18 protein-coding genes are annotated in these 18,220 nt (G+C 39.1%); 4 read left to right on the top strand and 14 right to left on the bottom strand.

Features of this window, described 5'->3' with window-relative positions:
- Nucleotides 1-30 precede the first annotated feature (30 nt).
- From ACRD64_RS09880 to ACRD64_RS09870, 3 genes are all read left to right on the top strand, one after another.
- Nucleotides 31-942 carry a DUF368 domain-containing protein gene (locus ACRD64_RS09880; RefSeq protein WP_430933167.1) on the top strand — a complete coding sequence of 304 codons (912 nt, stop codon included), beginning with the start codon at nucleotides 31-33 and terminating at the stop codon, nucleotides 940-942.
- Between the two features lie 55 nt (nucleotides 943-997).
- A complete protein-coding gene (locus tag ACRD64_RS09875) occupies nucleotides 998-1,744 on the top strand; it encodes a shikimate dehydrogenase family protein (protein WP_430933166.1) in 747 nt (248 codons plus the stop codon).
- Between the two features lie 129 nt (nucleotides 1,745-1,873).
- Entirely contained in the window at nucleotides 1,874-2,314 is a 441-nt protein-coding gene (locus ACRD64_RS09870) for a VTT domain-containing protein (protein WP_430933165.1), read from the top strand.
- Between the two features lie 25 nt (nucleotides 2,315-2,339).
- Here ACRD64_RS09870 and ACRD64_RS09865 read toward each other — a convergent pair whose 3' ends face one another.
- From ACRD64_RS09865 to ACRD64_RS09800, 14 genes are all read right to left on the bottom strand, one after another.
- Nucleotides 2,340-3,986: an ABC-F family ATP-binding cassette domain-containing protein gene (locus ACRD64_RS09865; RefSeq protein ID WP_430933164.1), complete on the bottom strand. Its 1,647-nt coding sequence runs from the start codon at nucleotides 3,984-3,986 to the stop codon at nucleotides 2,340-2,342.
- Nucleotides 3,987-4,055: 69 nt separating this feature from the next.
- Nucleotides 4,056-4,814, bottom strand: a complete 759-nt coding sequence (truA, locus tag ACRD64_RS09860; RefSeq protein ID WP_430933163.1) for a tRNA pseudouridine(38-40) synthase TruA — start codon at nucleotides 4,812-4,814, stop codon at nucleotides 4,056-4,058.
- A gap of 69 nt (nucleotides 4,815-4,883) precedes the next feature.
- Nucleotides 4,884-6,188, bottom strand: a complete 1,305-nt coding sequence (rimO, locus tag ACRD64_RS09855) for a 30S ribosomal protein S12 methylthiotransferase RimO (RefSeq protein ID WP_430933162.1) — start codon at nucleotides 6,186-6,188, stop codon at nucleotides 4,884-4,886.
- 123 nt (nucleotides 6,189-6,311) lie between these two features.
- Entirely contained in the window at nucleotides 6,312-7,262 is a 951-nt protein-coding gene (gene ftsY / locus ACRD64_RS09850; RefSeq protein ID WP_430933161.1) for a signal recognition particle-docking protein FtsY, read from the bottom strand.
- A 392-nt stretch (nucleotides 7,263-7,654) separates the two neighbouring features.
- Nucleotides 7,655-7,807, bottom strand: a complete 153-nt coding sequence (locus tag ACRD64_RS09845; protein WP_430933159.1) for a DUF4295 domain-containing protein — start codon at nucleotides 7,805-7,807, stop codon at nucleotides 7,655-7,657.
- A gap of 11 nt (nucleotides 7,808-7,818) precedes the next feature.
- On the bottom strand, nucleotides 7,819-8,007 hold the full coding sequence (rpmG, locus tag ACRD64_RS09840; protein WP_430933158.1) for a 50S ribosomal protein L33: 189 nt from the start codon (nucleotides 8,005-8,007) through the stop codon (nucleotides 7,819-7,821).
- A 13-nt stretch (nucleotides 8,008-8,020) separates the two neighbouring features.
- Nucleotides 8,021-8,263 (bottom strand): 50S ribosomal protein L28, encoded by a 243-nt coding sequence (rpmB, locus tag ACRD64_RS09835; RefSeq protein WP_430933157.1) that lies wholly within the window; start codon nucleotides 8,261-8,263, stop codon nucleotides 8,021-8,023.
- A 142-nt stretch (nucleotides 8,264-8,405) separates the two neighbouring features.
- Complete coding sequence (locus ACRD64_RS09830) at nucleotides 8,406-9,653, bottom strand: competence/damage-inducible protein A (RefSeq protein ID WP_430933156.1); 1,248 nt, start codon at nucleotides 9,651-9,653, stop codon at nucleotides 8,406-8,408.
- A 44-nt stretch (nucleotides 9,654-9,697) separates the two neighbouring features.
- Nucleotides 9,698-10,933: a M48 family metallopeptidase gene (locus tag ACRD64_RS09825; RefSeq protein WP_430933155.1), complete on the bottom strand. Its 1,236-nt coding sequence runs from the start codon at nucleotides 10,931-10,933 to the stop codon at nucleotides 9,698-9,700.
- 123 nt (nucleotides 10,934-11,056) lie between these two features.
- Entirely contained in the window at nucleotides 11,057-11,680 is a 624-nt protein-coding gene (locus tag ACRD64_RS09820; protein ID WP_430933154.1) for a TonB family protein, read from the bottom strand.
- 102 nt (nucleotides 11,681-11,782) lie between these two features.
- Entirely contained in the window at nucleotides 11,783-12,082 is a 300-nt protein-coding gene (locus ACRD64_RS09815) for a hypothetical protein (RefSeq protein WP_430933153.1), read from the bottom strand.
- A gap of 158 nt (nucleotides 12,083-12,240) precedes the next feature.
- On the bottom strand, nucleotides 12,241-13,017 hold the full coding sequence (locus ACRD64_RS09810; protein ID WP_430933152.1) for an amidohydrolase: 777 nt from the start codon (nucleotides 13,015-13,017) through the stop codon (nucleotides 12,241-12,243).
- A gap of 40 nt (nucleotides 13,018-13,057) precedes the next feature.
- Nucleotides 13,058-13,945, bottom strand: coding sequence for a DUF4249 family protein (locus tag ACRD64_RS09805; RefSeq protein WP_430933151.1), 888 nt, complete (start codon nucleotides 13,943-13,945; stop codon nucleotides 13,058-13,060).
- A gap of 2 nt (nucleotides 13,946-13,947) precedes the next feature.
- Nucleotides 13,948-16,278: a TonB-dependent receptor gene (locus ACRD64_RS09800; RefSeq protein ID WP_430933150.1), complete on the bottom strand. Its 2,331-nt coding sequence runs from the start codon at nucleotides 16,276-16,278 to the stop codon at nucleotides 13,948-13,950.
- Between the two features lie 350 nt (nucleotides 16,279-16,628).
- Here ACRD64_RS09800 and ACRD64_RS09795 point away from each other — a divergent pair, with 350 nt between their 5' ends.
- Nucleotides 16,629-18,143 carry a hypothetical protein gene (locus ACRD64_RS09795; RefSeq protein ID WP_430933149.1) on the top strand — a complete coding sequence of 505 codons (1,515 nt, stop codon included), beginning with the start codon at nucleotides 16,629-16,631 and terminating at the stop codon, nucleotides 18,141-18,143.
- Nucleotides 18,144-18,220 lie beyond the last annotated feature (77 nt).

The following is an 18,220-nucleotide window of genomic DNA, read 5'->3' as shown; positions in this document are numbered from 1 at the left end:
ATATATTCTTTACACATAATAATAGGAGCAATGAATTCTAAGTCCTTTTTTCAGCATGTACTTAAAGGGATGGCCATGGGTGCCGCTAATGTAGTGCCGGGCGTATCCGGTGGAACCATCGCACTGATAACAGGCGTATTTGAACGATTAATCGATGCCATCAAATCCTTCGACCTTACAGCACTCAACCTACTGATTAAGGGAAAGTTTAAAGAATTGTTCGATCACATCGACTTATGGTTCCTGGTTTCGTTATTTGTTGGAATCGGCATTGCCATTGTTAGCCTGGCCCAACTGTTTAAATACCTTTTTGTTGAATATCCGGTTTACATTTGGGCTTTCTTTTTTGGACTGGTATTGGCCAGCATTTATTTTGTTGGCAAAACCGTTACCCGATGGAATCTTGCCAGTATCGCTACCTTTATATTTGGTACCGGCATTGCAGTGGCACTGAGCGTACTCACCCCCGCTTCGGAAAACGGCTCGTTACTATACCTGTTTATTTGTGGGATTGTGGCCATTTGCAGCATGATCATCCCAGGGCTATCGGGTTCCTTTGTTTTAATATTAATGGGCAATTACCAACTGGTGATGATTAATGCGGTTAGTGAACTAAACCTAAAGGTGCTGCTGCCTGTAGCTGCCGGCGCAGGAATTGGTTTGGTTGGATTTTCTCATTTCCTTTCGTGGCTGTTGAAAAAATATCACAACCAGACTATTGCCATGCTAACCGGCTTTATTATGGGTTCGCTGGGAATATTATGGCCTTGGAAAGAGACGATTACAAAAATATTCGGCGAAAAAGAGAAAACGATTGGTTACGATTGGTATTTACCATCTATGAACACCGAGTTTTTTGTTGCTTTTATTTTTATTATTTTAGGAATTGCTGCTATCTGGATCACAGAGTCTTTGGGTTCGAAGGTGGCTGGGAAAGAATAATTTACTTTTTTTGAATTACTGAATAGTTGTTGAATTGTTGATTTGAATACGAATTATGAAAACATACGGGTTAATAGGATATCCATTATCGCAGTCTTTTTCGCAAAAATATTTTACCAATAAGTTTGAACAAGAAGCCATCAAGGCCAGATACTTGAACTTTCCTATTGCCTCCATAGACGAATTTCCTGAGCTTATTGATCATCACCCGTATATAGGTGGTTTAAACGTCACTATTCCCTACAAAGAAAAAGTTATACCATACCTGGACGAACTTGATCCTATTGCCCGGGAAGCAGGTGCTGTAAACGTGATTAAATTCGATTGGGGCAATCCGAAAAAACCAGTGCTTAAGGGATATAATTCCGATATCATCGGGTTTACAAAATCTATTGAACCCTTGATTAAGGCGCATCACAAAAGCGCATTAATTCTGGGCACCGGTGGGGCTGCCAAGGGAGTTGGGTTTGCGTTGAACAGAATGGGCTTAGCGTACAAGCTTGTTTCCAGAACCCCCGAAGGAGAAATTCAACTTAGTTATAATTCCCTGAACGAAAAAAGCATGGCGGACAACCAGGTTATTATCAATACCACCCCACTTGGAATGTACGGCGATATGAATGCCAAACCGGAAATCCCCTACCACTACTGTGGAAAGAATCATTTATTTTTCGACTTAATTTACAACCCGGAAATTACCGCATTTTTAAAAGCAGGCCAAAAACAAGGTGCAGCCATTAAAAACGGCTTGGAAATGCTGCATTTACAAGCCGAAGGAGCTTGGGAAATATGGAACAAATAAAATGATGGCACAAAGCATGTTTGTACCAGGATTTTATTTGATGTTTTTTGCATAGCCAAAAATATGATGTTTCCCTGATTATTAAAATTTTACGATTAGCAGATTCTCTGCTGAATTTTATACTTTTTAATGGAAGAGATTGGAAGATATTTTGCCGTTTATTTGGCAGGTGCCACCGGAATTTGGAAAGGCATACCAGTGGGAATTGCGATGGGACTCACTCCTTTCTTTACCGCTACTTTTACTTCTTTGGGAGCTGTTTCATCCGCCCTACTTGTTTATTTCTCGGGCGAACCTTTTCGCAAATGGTTAATGGACAAATATGGCTCCAATAGCATTGCGCATAAACAGGAAAAATTTAATAATTGGTTACAAAAGTATGGTGTTGCGGGATTAGGGTTAATGGTAACCGGCTTGCTGGGACCATTTATCTCCTTAATGATTGGGATGTTATTATTAAAAGACACCCGCAAATTTTTATTATTCCTTCTTTTGGGAATTCTTATTTGGAGTTTTGGGATAACCTATTTATCAACTCCAATTATCGGCTTGGTTAAAGGAATGATGTAAGCTTTGCCGAAACAATTGACCATTGCTATATGGCAACCTTCTTCTTTTCCAGCTCTGTAAGATGCGCCATCTTTTTCATACTTAAAAAGCTCTGTATATCTCCTAAATGCGCCTTTACACGTTTGTTTCCGAATTCATATACCTTATCCACTAACCCATCCAGAAAATCGCGGTCGTGAGACACAAGGATTAAAGTTCCGTCAAAAGCTTTTAGCGCATCCTTCAATACATCTTTGGTTTTCATATCCAAATGATTGGTAGGCTCATCCAGTATTAACAGGTTTACTGGCTCCAACAATAACTTAATCATAGCCAACCTGGTTCTTTCGCCCCCAGAAAGCACCTTTACCTTTTTTGTGGAATTATCTCCGCCAAACATAAAAGCCCCCAATACATCTTTTATTTTATTACGAATATCTCCCCTGGCAACATCATCAATAGTCTGAAACACTGTTAAGTCTTCTTCTAATAACGAAGCCTGGTTTTGCGCAAAGTAACCAATCATGGTATTGTGCCCCAAATTAAGCTCACCATCAAAATCTATTTCGTTCATGATAGCTTTAACCAAGGTTGACTTCCCTTCCCCATTTCTTCCTACAAAGGCAATCTTTTCACCTCGCTCCACCGTTAATGAGGCATCTGAAAAGACAAGATGCTCATCGTAATATTTTGCTACATCCTGGGCTATTACCGGATAATTTCCCGAACGTGGAGCTGTCGGAAATTTTAGGCGTAATGAAGAACGGTCTTCCTCATCCACTTCAACCCTTTCCAATTTTTCAAGCATCTTAACCCGACTCTGAACCTGTAAGGTCTTTGAGTAGGTACCTTTAAAACGTTCGATAAAAGCCTCATTATCGGCTATCATTTTTTGTTGCTCTTCAAATGCCTTCACCTGTTGTACTCTGCGCTCTTGGCGAAGAATTAAATATTTGGAGTAATTAACTTTGTAATCATAAATACGTCCCATCGTAACCTCAATGGTTCGTGTGGTAATATTATCCACAAATGCCCTATCGTGGGAAATTACAATAACAGCTTTGCCGCAATTAATCAAAAATTCCTCCAACCACTGAATCGATTCAATATCCAGATGATTTGTTGGCTCATCCAATAATATCAGATCAGGTTTTTTAAGCAGTATCTTGGCCAATTCGATACGCATACGCCATCCTCCGCTAAATTCGCTGGTCGGTTTGCCAAAGTCCCCACGCAAGAATCCCAGTCCCAACAAAACCTTTTCAACCTCTGCGTCGAAATTGGTTTCCTCAATGGAATAAAACTTGTCGCTAAGGGCAGAAACCTTTTCAATCAACTCATAATAGCTTTCCGACTCATAATCAGTACGTGTCTCTAACTGCTTATTAAGCTCAGCTATTTCTTTCTCCATGGCAAGTATGTCGGCAAAAGCCTGTGAGGCCTCTTCAAACACACTTCGGTTATCTTCAGTCATTAAATGCTGAGGCAGATAAGCGACTACTTTATCCTTTGGCACCGAAACCCGACCTTTATTGGCATCACGCACCCCTGCCAGGATCTTCAACAAAGTAGATTTACCGGCTCCGTTCTTACCCATAAGGGCAATACGGTCTTTTTCGTTTATAACAAAGGATATATTTTTGAAAAGGGTGGTAGCACCAAACTCTACCGTTAAAGCATCAACTGAAATCATCTTATCTTATTTTAGCGCCGCAAAGATAAAATAGATTGTTAGATTATAGCTAAGAGACATTAGACTTATTTACATCTTGGAAGAAAACAGCTCCTCAGGATAACTAACACCTACCAAATAAAGCGCATGTGCAGGCGCCGATGTGCCGGCCACTCCCCTATCCTTGGCCTCTATAACTTCTTTAAATTCATTTAAGGTCATTTTCCCTCTACCTACTTCCAACAAGGTTCCTACAATAGCACGCACCATATTCCTAAGAAAGCGATCGGCACTAATGGTAAAAACCCACCGATTATTCTTGAATTCCCAAACCGCTCTGGTGATTTTACAATTGTTTGTTTTTACGTCGGTATGTAGTTTGCTGAAACTGGTAAAATCAGTATAATTAAATAGTGATTGAGCCGCTTTATTCATTTGTTCAAAATCCAATGGCACATGCGATTGATAGGCATATTCTTGCAGAAACGGGCTCTTTTTATCTACCATATAATATTCGTAAGTACGACTACTAGCGGAAAATCTACTATGGGTTTCTCCATCCACCTTAGATAAAGAATAAACAGCGATATCTTTTGGCAAGAAACGATTCAGCTTATGACAGAACTGTTCTCCGTCAATTTCCTCCTTTACACAATCAAAATGAGCAACAAAATAGGAAGCATGAACACCTGTATCGGTGCGGCCGCAGCCTACAATATTGATTTCTTCCCGTAGCATTTTACCTATGCAATCACTCAAAACTTCTTGTACAGAGATGGCATTGGGCTGAATTTGCCAGCCATGGTAATTTTTTCCGTTATAGGCGAGTTCTAAGAAATACCTAGTCATTAGTATTCAGTATGCAGTTTTTAGTATATAAATATATCATTAATGTATACACAAACGATGGAGAACTGCCTACTGTTGACTACCTACTGGCTCCCCAAACAAATCATAAGCTTCCGCATCAGTTATCTTCACCTGGTGGAACTTACCAACTTCCATTTCATTTTCATCAATTGGTATTAATACTTCAGGATCTACCTCCGGTGAATCAAATTCGGTACGGCCTACATAATAATCATCTTCTTTGCGGTCGATAATTATCTTCATTTCCTTTCCAACTTTTTCCTGATTGATTTCCCAGCTGATCTGCTCCTGAATTTCCATGATGGCATCAGCTCTCTCCTGCTTCAATTCTTGCGGGATATCATCTTTATAGTTGCGGTAGGCATGGGTGTCTTCTTCATGCGAATAAGGGAATACCCCCAATCGTTCAAAACGTGCTTCCTTCACAAACGCCAACATCTCTTTAAAATCCTGCTCGGTTTCACCCGGATGACCGGTTATCATGGTTGTTCTGAGATGAATTCCGGGAACATCCTTTCGCATGCGTTCAATAAGTTTGTATGTTTCGGCTTTGGATACATTCCGACGCATTGTTTTAAGCATTGGGTCACTAATGTGCTGCAAGGCAATATCCAAGTAATTACAAACATTAGGATGCTCATTCATAACCTTAAGCACATTATATGGGAATCCGGCAGGATAGGCATAGTGCAACCTCACCCAATCAATCCCTTTGACATCAGCAATTTTATGAACCAACTCCCCCAAGCGCATCTGCTTGTATATATCCAAACCATAAAACGACAGGTCTTGTGCGATCACCTGAAGCTCTTTCACCCCCTGATCAGCCAATCGCTCGGCTTCCTCTATCAACTGCTCTATGGGTTTAGACTTATGCTTACCTGTAATTAAAGGGATGGCACAATACGAACAGGAACGATTACACCCTTCCGATATTTTAAAATAGGCATAATGACCCGGTGTGGTCAAGCTGCGCTCATTAATTAAATCGGCACGATAGTTTTGCCCCAGGTCTTCCACAATCTGTTTCCAATCGAATTTACCATATATGGCATCCACCTCGGGTAGTTCCTCTTTCAATTGCTTAGAATATCTTTCGGAAAGGCATCCCATTACAAACAGCTTTTTTATCTCACCCCTTTTTTTGGCCTCGGCAAAATTCAGGATGGTCTCTATGGATTCCTCCTTGGCGTCGCCAATAAAACCGCAGGTATTGATGATAGCAATATCCCCTTTCGGCGATTCCGAATCATGGGCAACCGAGAAACCACCTGCTTCAAACTGTTTGATCAGCGACTCTGAATCCACTAAATTTTTTGAACACCCCAACGTAACTACATCAATCTTCTTCATTTTTCAGACTATTAGATAAGCGATAAGAGACCATAGACCTTTTAAATTAGCCTAATATCATCGTACCACAAAAAAGGCTACCTCATAAACAGGTAGCCCAATATTTTGTTCTATTTTAAACTATTAGTTAAACAGAGAATCCACAAACTCGGTTCTATTAAAAATCTGCAGATCATCAATTCCCTCGCCTATTCCAATATACTTGACCGGGATTTGGAACTGATCCGATACCCCAATCACAACACCACCTTTAGCCGTTCCGTCCAATTTAGTAATCACAAGGGCGTTCACTTCGGTAGCCTTGGTAAATTCCTTGGCTTGCTCAAAAGCATTTTGTCCGGTAGATCCGTCCAATACCAGGATTATCTCGTTTGGCGTATCCGGCACCACCTTTTGCATCACTTTTTTCACCTTGGTCAACTCGTTCATCAGGTTCACCTTGTTATGCAATCTTCCGGCAGTGTCAATAATCACCACATCAGCCCCCTGCGTTTTTGCGGAGGTTAATGTATCGAATGCAACAGAAGCGGGATCGGACCCCATGTTCTGACGAACCAATGGAACATCCACCCTATCGGCCCACACCTGAAGCTGGTCAATAGCTGCCGCCCTGAAAGTGTCGGCAGCTCCCAACACCACCTTTTTGCCGGCAGCTTTAAACTTATGGGCAAGTTTACCGATGGTAGTTGTTTTTCCAACACCGTTCACACCCACCACCATAATCACGTAGGGATCTTCACTTTTAGGCAGTTCAAAATCGCCTTCCCCGTCCATTTGATTTTCAGACAGAAGGTCAACGATTTCTTCTTTAAGAATTCTATTTAGTTCGGAAGTACTCAAAAACTTATCCTTGGCGACCCGCTCCTCAATGCGCTCAATAATTTTAAGCGTTGTATCCACACCTACATCGGATGTAATCAGCACCTCTTCCAGCTCATCCAGTACTACGTCGTCAACTTTTGAACGTCCTGCGACAGCACGCGTAAGCTTTTTAAAAACACTCTCTTTGGTTTTTGCCAAACCTTTATCGAGGCTTTCTTTTTTCTCTTTTGTAAAACTTCCGAATAATCCCATATTCTGTAAAAATAGACTGTTAACAATTTTGTCTACTATGCTCTTTCCAACGCAATAAATCCCATACGTATAAACATGCTAAATATATAAAAATAACTATTTAAAATATAATTTAGTTATCGAATACCGCAATCTATACAAACTATCTTACATTGTAATAATTGGAACATATACTACCTATAAAATTAGTTTCTGAAGATGTTTGATAAGAAAGCGCAAAGAACAAGGCTTGGATCTTTTGAAAATCAAGGAATTTACTTTTGTAAGTAACGGTTTTCAAAAGAGGCGTAACCTAGTTAGATGTGTTTTCTTGCAAACATATTATAATACAAAAAGCTTCCTTTAAAAATAAAGGAAGCTCTTAAATAAAAATGTCTTCTGCCTGGGCAAAATTATTTTTTGAAAAATTCTTTTACTTCTTCGTTGGTTACTATCTCTTCTCTAAAAGAGTAAGCACCAGTTTTAGGCGACTTTACCATTTTAATCACTTTTGTGTGACCTTTACCGCCTCCTTTTTGTAATGTTGCTACTGATTTCTTAGCCATGATACAAAGATTTATTTAATTTCTCTATGTACGGTATAACGCTTCAAAATAGGGTTATACTTTTTCAATTCCATTCTATCCGGAGTGTTCTTTCTGTTTTTAACAGTGATATAACGGCTTGTTCCTGCCATTCCACTCTCTTTATGCTCTGTACATTCAAGGATAACTTGAATGCGGTTTCCTTTTGCTTTTTTAGCCATTTCTTAACCCCCCTTAAAATTTAGTTATAAAACCTTTTTCTTTTGCGGATTTCAAAGCAGCATATAAACCAACCTTGTTGATCATTCTAAGCCCGGAAGCCGAAACCCTCAGGTCTACCCAACGCTCCTCTTCCACAAGGAAGAATCGTTTCTTAAATAGATTTACATCAAATCTTCTTTTGGTTCTCCTCTTGGAGTGGGAAACATTGTTCCCTACTAAGAACCTTTTTCCAGTTATCTGACAAACTCTTGACATCTTTACACCGTTTTTTCGGATACATTTTTCAAACAGGGTGCAAAATAACTGTTTTTTAATGTAAATTACAAATATACAGCAAGAAAAAGTACATTTTTTTTCACCACTTCACTTTATACGAATAGCCAATCGCTACAAGCTTTTAGCTTAAATCCTCTTCCACCATCTTTTTTAGCATCACTAAGGCCATTTCTGTTGCGCGGACTATATTGCGTTCGCGTATTTTCCCGAAGTTAAACTTTTCGCTTAGTACTCTTTTAGGCCCAGCTACCGCAATCCAAATGGTTCCAACAGGCTTTTCATCGGTACCTCCATCCGGGCCGGCAATACCCGAAGTTGCTACAGCATAATCCGTTCCCAAATTATACCTTGCCCCAATGGCCATTTGCTCCACTACATCTTTGCTTACAGCACCCAAAGCAATTAATGATTCTTCTTTCACAGCAAGCAATCCCATTTTCACCTCATTGTGATATGCCACAACACTGCCCTTAAAATAACCGGAACTTCCCGGACGCAGAGTAATTTGATGTGCGATATTTCCGCCCGTACAGCTTTCGGCCGCCGATAGGGTTAACTTATGCTTGTCAAAAACAGCGGCAACCATCTCAACTGTAGATACATCTTCATACCCCAATATAGCATCTCCTAGAATGGGTTTTAACTGCTCAATCAGCTTATCTATTCCTGTCTCAATTTCCTTTTTATTGATGCCCCTGCCCGTAAACCTAAGTCTTATCCTTCCCGGAGAAGGCAAATAGGCCAGCTTTATAAAGCTCGGAATTCCATCCTCGAACCCTTCCAGCATCTCTGCCAATACCGCCTCCGGGATATTGTGAATAATTACTGTTTTATGAACTATTGCACCTGTTCTAAACCGGGAAGACAAACGGGGAATAATTTCCTTTTCCACTATATGTTTCATCTCAGAGGGTACCCCGGGCATGGAAACAAAAACGGTACCCTCATGATCAAACCACATAATTGGGGCCGTTCCCATTGGATTTCTGATCACATCGCAATTCGCCGGCACCAAGGCTTGCTGACGGTTAAATTCATTTATATTCGCGACCCTTCCTTTTAAAAAAGATTTTACATCCTCAAACACTTGCTCATCAAATACTAGTTCAGTATTGAAATATGTACAGAGGGTAGTTTTGGTGATATCGTCCCTGGTTGGCCCCAGACCACCGGTTATCAATACCACATCCGCTCTTTGGGACGTCTCGTACAGAATATTTAAAATATCTTCCTCCTTATCGCTAATCGAGTTTATACGGGTCACTTCAAATCCTGCTTCGTTTAATTGCTTGCCCATCCAGGCTGAATTGGTATCCACCACCTGACCGATGAGAAGTTCATCACCTATTGTTACTATTTCTACTTTCATGGATTTAGATATAAGAATGGAATGCGCAAATCTATCTCTTGACACTAATTATATTTTCTTAATGCTTTAACCCTTGCCAGTAACGGAGGATGCGAATAATGGAAAAACACGAACCAAGGATGTGGCGTAAGGTTGCTCAAAGCATTTACCGATATTGTTTTTAATGCTTTGATTAAGGATTCCGAATTATGATATGTAGCGGCAAAGGCATCAGCTTCGTATTCGTTTTTTCTGGAGATTAAGGTCGAGAACAAACCTGAAATACCGGAAATAGGGCTATAAAGAATACCAAATGCGATTAAACCGATATGAAAAGCTGGCTCTTGCACTCCCAATGCAGCTGAAAGCTCAGGCGAATACACAAATAAAGAAAAGATATATAACATGATTCCTGTCTGTGCAATACCGCTAATCATCCCCCACAAAGTATGTTTCTTTTTGTAATGACCTATTTCGTGCGCCAATACGCCAACTATCTCATCCACCTTCAGATCATTCACCAGGGTATCGTATAAAACGATTCGTTTCCTGGATCCCAACCCACTGAAAAAAGCATTGGCTTTGGTACTACGCTTGGAACCATCCATAATATAAATGTTATCGAGCTTAAAGCCTACCTTTTTACAGAATTCCTGAATGCCAGTTTTTAATTCGCCATCCTCGAGCGGGGTCTGCTTATTGAATAACGGCAGCAAAAAAGAAGTGTAAAACATGGTTATAAACAGCATAAAAACCGTCATTAAACCCCAGGCGTATAACCAAAACCATTCACCCGCTATTTGAACAAACCACATTATCAATGCCAAAATACCTCCACCTAAAACAGCCCCAATCGCGAGCGATTTGAATAAATCAAAAACAAATGTCCTCGGCGAAGTTTTATTGAATTCGAATCGCTCCTCAATTACAAATGTGCTGTATATTGAAAACGGAATATTTAAAATCGTTGAGCCTAGCCCTAATACCCCCAAAAAGATAATGGCCCTGAGTATTTCATGATCCGTAAATGTTAACACCCAACTATCCAACCAAGCAAAGCCTTCAAAAAATAACATGGCCAAAACCAAAAGCATCCCGTAAATCCCTGTTATCCAACCAAACTTATGGTTAACCTTTGAATATTGTTGCTGCTTGGCATATTTATCCGCATCATAAATGCCTTCCAACTCCGGAGGTATCTTATCGCTCCACCTGGTCGTGTTGAGGTATAACAAAAACCTGTCCCAGGCAAACCCCAGAACTATAAGTATTACAATGACGTAAAAAATGGTTGTATGCATATATCAATTCAATTATTGGTGAGATGATGTACTCAGCATTCTAAAAAACTGCACAAAGATAAAAGAAAAGGGAACTTATTCGTTGAATAAATTCCCTTAAAATATTGTGCGTTGTATATAGACCTAATGCATCTGATACTCCCTGGGTGTTCCTCTTTTGGTTTCAACCACAAGTACGCCATTTTTAGCGTCTTCGCCGTATAAGGCGATAGCTCTTTCCCCTTTTATAACCCTGATTGACTTCACATTGTAATACTCAACACTTGTAATTCCCAGCACCTTCTTATTGTCAAGCACAAACAAAGGTGGTTTATCATTGGCGTAAAATGGTTTTAGCTGCCTAGCCAAATTCCTGCTTTTATCCGACAAATAAAAATTAATGGGCATGGTCACTTTGCTGGCCACTGAAGTACGTCCTATTTTTGCAGGTTTCCACTTGTCCATTGCGTTTACCAACCTCAAAGCTTCTTTATCGGCGCTTTCGCTTAAACCTTTCTCAATCTTTGCGTTACTTACAATCCCTTTGCTGGTAACCACAAACGACACCAACACTTTACCTTCCAACTCTTTTGCCAAAGCATCAACCGGATATTCTAATTTTTTGTCAAAATATTTTTGAATATTCCCTCCGTATTTGCCATAAACAGGAACTTTATCTACAGATTCGTATACTTTTTCAACCGATTGTGTAAATCCAGCCATGGTAAAAATCATTACCATACTAAAAATAAATACAAAGCTCTTCATAACCTTTAGTTTTGGTTTTTACAGTAACACAAACAACAAATATTATGCCCTGTACCTTTTTATCAGAAAAAAACTACTACAATGTTATTACGATATAACTTCCTACCTGGAACTATCTCTTAGTTTATCAATTTGGGAAATTACATTTCTGATGTCGTTCATGGCATCTTGTCTGTTTTTTTTAGATTTCTCCAAAGAACGTTTAGGTGGCTCCCCCGAATCCGCTTTCACCCCCTTATCTTCCTGATGTTTTTTAGATCTAATCTCGAAATCAGCTGCAGGATAGATCCTTGGCTCCTCGGAACCCACAAGCTCTTCGTAATGCACAAAACTGAATTTATCCAATAATTCCTTGAAGAACTTAACCTCCCTGTCTTCTACCTTAACCTTAAAATTTTTCATAATCTACAGCGTTAATCCAACAAATCTTACCTTATCAAAATAATTGCAGACTTAGTCAATAAACATAAAATATTACTTTACATAAAACCTGAATAGCTGCAAAATCATTCTTTTAAATTTAACTATAAAAATGTTAAGATGCAAGTTAAAGATAACAGTCAATCCGTAAGCAATTCAAAATCATCAGCATCAGAATGACTTGGAAATTTTTCTCTAAACGAAGTAAGTGAAACAATATCTATATTACTGTACGCTATCCGATTATTCCGCTGCGCCATATTGAGCTGTCCTAAACCTTTAAAATCTATCATTTGTGATTCTCCAGAATATTGTATTCCTCCTCCTTCCCCCACCCGGTTCACAGCACATACATAACACTGGTTTTCTATGGCCCTTGCTTTAATTAAAGTGTTCCAAACATGTTGTCTGACAGCAGGCCAGTTAGCCATGTAAATGGCCAAATCGTAATCGTTCCTGTTTCTGCTCCATACAGGGAAACGCAAATCATAACATATTTGAGGAAGAATACGCAATCCTTTGTAATGAATTACCGTTCGCTGTCGGCCTTGTGTATAATTTACATGTTCATTGCCCGGGCTAAACAAATGTCTTTTATCGTAACAACTAATTTGTTGTTCTGGCGTTACAAACAATGCCCTATTGAATACCTTACCATTTTCACGTATTGCCTGCGTTCCTATACAAGCTGCTCTGGTATTTTTGGCCATCAGTTTAAGCCAATCAACAACCTTACCGTCCATCTCCTGAGCAATACGCTTTGTATCCATGGAAAAACCCGTTGCAAACATCTCCGGCAAAACAATCAAATCTACGTCATCTTCAATCTCTTGAAGCAACTGTGATAAGAAATTCAGGTTGGCATTTGCCTCTTCCCAGACAATATTATATTGAATTAGTGCTATTTTAAACGACATAGTAAATTTATAATCCTATTTCACATTAGTGAGGTGTTTATCAATCAATCCAAATAATTTCATCCTTGGAAATTACGAAATATTTTGTTGCCAGTCCAGTCCACCTTCCAATCCCTCCCGTAATGTTGGTTTGGGTTTCCTTGTTTACAAAAGCGAATGGATTTCCACTATTGATCCTATCCAAATAAATATCGTTTAACACATTAAACGAAGATTCATCAACACAGGAAAACTTAAGAAAGACAGTATCTAATCTCGAAAACTCATATGGGGGAATGTTTCTTACCATATCAATATTATAAATATTCAAGGGATCAGGCTGAGTGCTGCGATATACCCTCACCAAACCTTTGCTACCATTAAATTCGGTATCACGAACCAAAGGAAATGATGCCTGGTGAAAAATGGAATCCACACTATTGATCTTTATTTCTGAGTAATAGTAGTTTGTCAAAGAAGCATCATCATCCACCTCAACATCAATATTCATGGTTGTATCCGATATCTCTACCGGAAGTACATCTGTAACATTTGGCAACAGAGGAATAGTTGTGACACTTTCAATGACCTTGCCCCCCACCTCAATTTTTAAATGATACGTTTCACCTACCTCACCGCGCATGCGGGTTGTCTTATACACGAAAGGTGGAAAAAACTCATCCTTACGAAACAGTGTTAGTACTTCTGAGTCGCCTTGACTATTGGACACTGTTAATTTTGCATAATTTACAAAGGTAGCGCGGATAGACGCGGAGTCGTATTCCGTTAAAAACGGAGAGCTTTGGGTTAAAAATATATTAGCAAAATCCCCTGACGCAATCCATCCATCAACCACAATTTTAGGCGCATAATAAGGTTGTTCCACCTCAATATCCCTGGAGCAGCCGAATAAGGCAACAAACGCCGATATAATTAGAATTCTTCCCATAATTAAAACTTATATCTCCAACTTACCGAAGGCATTATCGGAAATAACGAAACCTGACGTGCTTTGATGCTAAGTTCGTATGTTCCCTCTCCATCATCGATATGATAATAAATAAAATATGGATTACTTCTGTTGAGTACATTAATCAATGAAAAATTTAATATGGACTCATGAAACCATTTTGATTTTAACCTGTAGTTCAGCGATAAATCCAAACGATGATATACGGGCATACGATAGTTATTTACACCTTCGTAGTCGTTACTTATATCGCCCATCATCCAATACCTTCCCTTGGGCAAAGTGGCTTTATTACCTGTTGCAAACACAAATGCCGTACCCAGTTCCCACCTTGAATTTAATAGGCAACTTCCCAAAAAGTTTAAATCGTGCCTCCTGTCGTATTTCGCTTCGTGCCAGGCTCCTTGGTTAATCTGGTCAAACTTTTGTCGTGTCCATCCAAGTGTATACGAGATGTTTGCATTGTATTTGGCAGCCGTTTTTTTCACAGTAAACTCGGTCCCCAACGATTTTGCACTTCCGCTGTAAAAATTATCCTCAAAATCATCTACTTCCTTATCCTCCACATTTACTTTTAGCATTAACGAATTATCCGATAGCTTGCCATATGCTTCTACGCCAAACTCAATTCCCATACCTTTCATTTCTCTGAAATAGCCCAAGGTAAACTGATGCCCTGTTTCTGCCGGCGCCTTTTTTGTGGCCGGCATCCAAATATCAGAAGGTAATGGAATAGATGCGATTGAGGCAAGATGAATGTTTTGTGAAATAAAACCGTAAGAGCTTTTTAACGATGCCACCTTAGACAAATCGTAGTTAGCCATAGCCACTATATTCGAAAGAATATCGCTAGTACTGTTCTTTTCTGAAAGAACCTCTTCCGATCTTTCCTGAGTTTTATCCAATAACTTGTAATACTCGAATGCCGCACCCAAATAAACCTCCCATCTATCCGAAAAAGTATACCTATCCGAGACAGGCAACTTTACTGACAGATGTTTATATGAATTATAGGCTGTGCCGGAATTTGTATTTAAAGAAATATCAATATCCTGAGGAGAAATGTCTTTACGAGTTACATGAGCTCCCCACCTAATTACATGATTACCCGTCTGCAACAGGAATTCATTTTTAAATTGATATTGTTTATAATCGGTCTCAAATTTTAGGTTTTGGTCGATAAAATCAACCGCCAAAGAAGATTTATAGCCAGCATAAGAAATAACGTTCTTCATGGATAAATGGGCATTCATCATATATTTCCAGGAAAACGCCGCACCTTCGTTACCCCATTCATTATCCAACGCCACTGCCCTATCTGAATTATTAAATTGAAACACATCTCTACCTTTATACCAGGACAAAGCGAGTGCTGATGCGCCGTTCTGGTATCGGATCTTTCCGTTTAAATCGTAAAAATTAAACGTATTGTTTACAAAGTAGTTGTCTTCATCATTGATAAAAGGTTTTGCCAACGCTTGCAGGGCTTCTAAATAACTACGCCGGAAACCCAGGCTGAAGTACCACTTTTGGTTTTTGGACATACCCTGATAACTAAGGTTAGAGGATATATTGCCCCAATTTCCCGACCAATTGTAGGCAGCATCCTTTCTGTCGTTTGTATTCACAATTATGGACGAAGCTAACCGGGATGCCTGATGAACCGGGGCATTTCCTTTATAAAATTCAACCTTGTCAACTAACAAGGGGTTAAATACCGAGTAAATACCCATCAGGTGAGATGGATTCATTAGCTCAATCTCGTCGAAAACAATATAGTTGTGACCGGGAGAACCTCCCCTCACATAAATTCCTGAATTACCCTCGTTTACTGACTGTATCCCAGGCATTAATTGTAATGTTCGCACCAAATCCGGGGCTCCCAATACGGAAGGGGTTAATAATATATCTTGCTGCTTAAGCTCTATTTTACCCGGCACCGGGGACTTGACCAGGGACTTCCCGCTCCCACTAACAGTAACTTCTTCTGTCAGATATTTTTTTGTCCTTAATTTAACCTCTAATTGATTTGCACCGGACGGTTTTACCCTCAGAACCAAAGGTTCAAAAGCAGTATGGAAGAATTTTATTTGAACAGAATCATCACTGCGAAAACATAGTTCAAACAGCCCATTCCCGTTACTCACAGTCCCTATGCTCAAATCTGAAGTAGCCACATGTACGAAAGCTATCGGTTCTCCATTTTCATTATCCAGTATCCTTCCTAAGATACACCAATCCCCGTTTTGTGACTTTCCAAAAACACAAATAGATAAATAAATAAAGCACACAGCAATTCTATTCCAATTCATCCGGTTATAATAAGTCTTTCCATTAATCTATGGCTAAAACAATTACAATAGTAGTAAAAATGAATTAACAATGATCTGAAAAAAAAATCACAAAAATAATAACATTTATTTCGTACCGTCGTATCAGGAATAGATTTTAACCCTTAATCATAAACCATGACAAACTATACTTCTAGTATTCAAAAACCAAATACAAACCTTCCCTTATCAATTCATTACAACAATTCACATTTGAACTTTTGAGCATTTAATTCATAATTTGGATTTTTGTTCAGTATTATATTCTATTAAGTATATTTTATATTTTGCACAATAATAAAACACCATATTACACACATAATTAAAAACACATGAAAAATCTATTTAAGTTTAATTTATTGGTAGTAGCCATATCTACGTTATTTTTCACAAGTTGTGAAGATGATAAAGAAACAACTACCATTGACATTGCAAAAACATTAGAAGAAGCCCTTGAGGCAGAATATTCTACAGAAGACCCGGAAGAGTCGAAGCAAAACATCGAGGACGAAGCGGTACAACTTGTGAACAGTATTAAACAACTCGAACAAGAAGAAGCCATTGATATGATGATGGAACTTAGCACAATGATGGAGTCTCTTGGAGAGTCGTCTGAGCCTGCTGCTGCAAACAGTATTTTAAATCTCCCGATGCGAACAGCAAGTATTATTGCTGATGAAGACAAGAGTACTGCAGACGTTTACACTGCGTTAAAATCAGCAACCGCGGAAACTTTTAACTTATCAGACAAATATGAAGAACTGAAGGGAACATACGTATACAACTTTGACACGAAGGAATTTGATGAACCGACGGTAAACAGTGAGGCCATTGTGTTCCAATTCCCGGGAAAAGAAGGCGACCCAACCAATACGGCTGAATTAAAAATTAGTGGCTTGGAAGTTAAAACCATTGCGGAGCCACGCGAAGACTTAGAAATAAATGGAGCTTTGGAAGTTCCTACTGCCCTGACATCATCGCTAAAGTATAATAACAAAGAAGTTATGACATACACTTTAGCAGCTAGTTACATGGACGATGCTACTCCTACTTCTTTATCGAACATTATTACCATTGGCGATTTCTCTTTTACACAAGTATTAAATCACAGTCAGTATGCTGAGGCTAGTTTTGACTTTAGTTTAAAAAATGGCGATAGTATTCTACTTGCTTTTGGTGCTGAAGCGGCCGGCGACTGGTCAGAAGAAAATATTGACGCCAACACGTACGAAGAAAGTGAAACATACACTTGGTGGGGTTACGAATACAACGCATCTACAGGTCAATACGAACAAGTAGAACATTCCGAAACTGACATCTGGAATGAAACCTATATGGAAGAAATCATTAACCAGGGCAATGCATACGTTCAATTAATGAACTTAAAAGCAGTAGGTAAAGTTAATATCAAAGCTTTGGTTGATGGAGAACAAGAATTTGAAGAAGAACATGAAGCTGACCGCGATGAATATGGCGACTATCCGGATGAAATCAAAGAAGCAGAAGCAGACAACCTGGTAGAATTAGCCAATCAGCATGTACAGTTAGTTTTAACCTATGCCGACAAAAACACTTTAATTGCGGCTTTAGAAGCATATAAGGTTCAGGAAACAGAAACTTATTCATATGATGGAACTACTTATACTAATACGGATTACTATTTAGATTTCAGAATGGTATTCCAGGATAACTCCAAAGTTTCTATGGAAACATTCGTGGAAGATGAGCTTTCCAGTTTCTTTGAGGCACTAAACGACTTCATCAAAACTATGAACACCAATTACGATGCAGGTTTTGAAGAGATTGATCCTTCAGAATCGGACGATGAGCAAAGTACTGCTGCATAATTAAACCCGCAATATGCATTAGAAATTCTATTACACATTGAAATTACTTTAAAACAAGGCACTTCGTTGCATCACTT

It is taken from the genome of Saccharicrinis sp. 156, from assembly GCF_050589685.1.
Classification (GTDB): domain Bacteria; phylum Bacteroidota; class Bacteroidia; order Bacteroidales; family Marinilabiliaceae; genus Saccharicrinis.
Note: the sequence above shows the minus strand (reverse complement) of the source record. Positions and strands in the feature narration are given on the sequence as shown.

Bases quoted from the DNA above. Each gene is read 5' to 3' on its own strand.
- ACRD64_RS09875 (WP_430933166.1), top strand. From the start codon at position 998: ATGAAAACATACGGGTTAATAGGATATCCATTATCGCAGTCTTTTTCG.
- ACRD64_RS09805 (WP_430933151.1), bottom strand. From the start codon at position 13,945: ATGGGAAGAATTCTAATTATATCGGCGTTTGTTGCCTTATTCGGCTGC.
- rpmB (WP_430933157.1), bottom strand. From the start codon at position 8,263: ATGTCAAGAGTTTGTCAGATAACTGGAAAAAGGTTCTTAGTAGGGAAC.
- ACRD64_RS09820 (WP_430933154.1), bottom strand. From the start codon at position 11,680: ATGAAGAGCTTTGTATTTATTTTTAGTATGGTAATGATTTTTACCATG.
- ACRD64_RS09800 (WP_430933150.1), bottom strand. From the start codon at position 16,278: ATGAATTGGAATAGAATTGCTGTGTGCTTTATTTATTTATCTATTTGT.
- ACRD64_RS09845 (WP_430933159.1), bottom strand. From the start codon at position 7,807: ATGGCTAAGAAATCAGTAGCAACATTACAAAAAGGAGGCGGTAAAGGT.
- rimO (WP_430933162.1), bottom strand. From the start codon at position 6,188: ATGAAGAAGATTGATGTAGTTACGTTGGGGTGTTCAAAAAATTTAGTG.
- ACRD64_RS09865 (WP_430933164.1), bottom strand. From the start codon at position 3,986: ATGATTTCAGTTGATGCTTTAACGGTAGAGTTTGGTGCTACCACCCTT.
- ACRD64_RS09815 (WP_430933153.1), bottom strand. From the start codon at position 12,082: ATGAAAAATTTTAAGGTTAAGGTAGAAGACAGGGAGGTTAAGTTCTTC.
- ACRD64_RS09825 (WP_430933155.1), bottom strand. From the start codon at position 10,933: ATGCATACAACCATTTTTTACGTCATTGTAATACTTATAGTTCTGGGG.
- truA (WP_430933163.1), bottom strand. From the start codon at position 4,814: ATGACTAGGTATTTCTTAGAACTCGCCTATAACGGAAAAAATTACCAT.
- ACRD64_RS09870 (WP_430933165.1), top strand. From the start codon at position 1,874: ATGGAAGAGATTGGAAGATATTTTGCCGTTTATTTGGCAGGTGCCACC.
- rpmG (WP_430933158.1), bottom strand. From the start codon at position 8,007: ATGGCTAAAAAAGCAAAAGGAAACCGCATTCAAGTTATCCTTGAATGT.
- ACRD64_RS09880 (WP_430933167.1), top strand. From the start codon at position 31: ATGAATTCTAAGTCCTTTTTTCAGCATGTACTTAAAGGGATGGCCATG.
- ACRD64_RS09830 (WP_430933156.1), bottom strand. From the start codon at position 9,653: ATGAAAGTAGAAATAGTAACAATAGGTGATGAACTTCTCATCGGTCAG.
- ACRD64_RS09810 (WP_430933152.1), bottom strand. From the start codon at position 13,017: ATGTCGTTTAAAATAGCACTAATTCAATATAATATTGTCTGGGAAGAG.
- ftsY (WP_430933161.1), bottom strand. From the start codon at position 7,262: ATGGGATTATTCGGAAGTTTTACAAAAGAGAAAAAAGAAAGCCTCGAT.
- ACRD64_RS09795 (WP_430933149.1), top strand. From the start codon at position 16,629: ATGAAAAATCTATTTAAGTTTAATTTATTGGTAGTAGCCATATCTACG.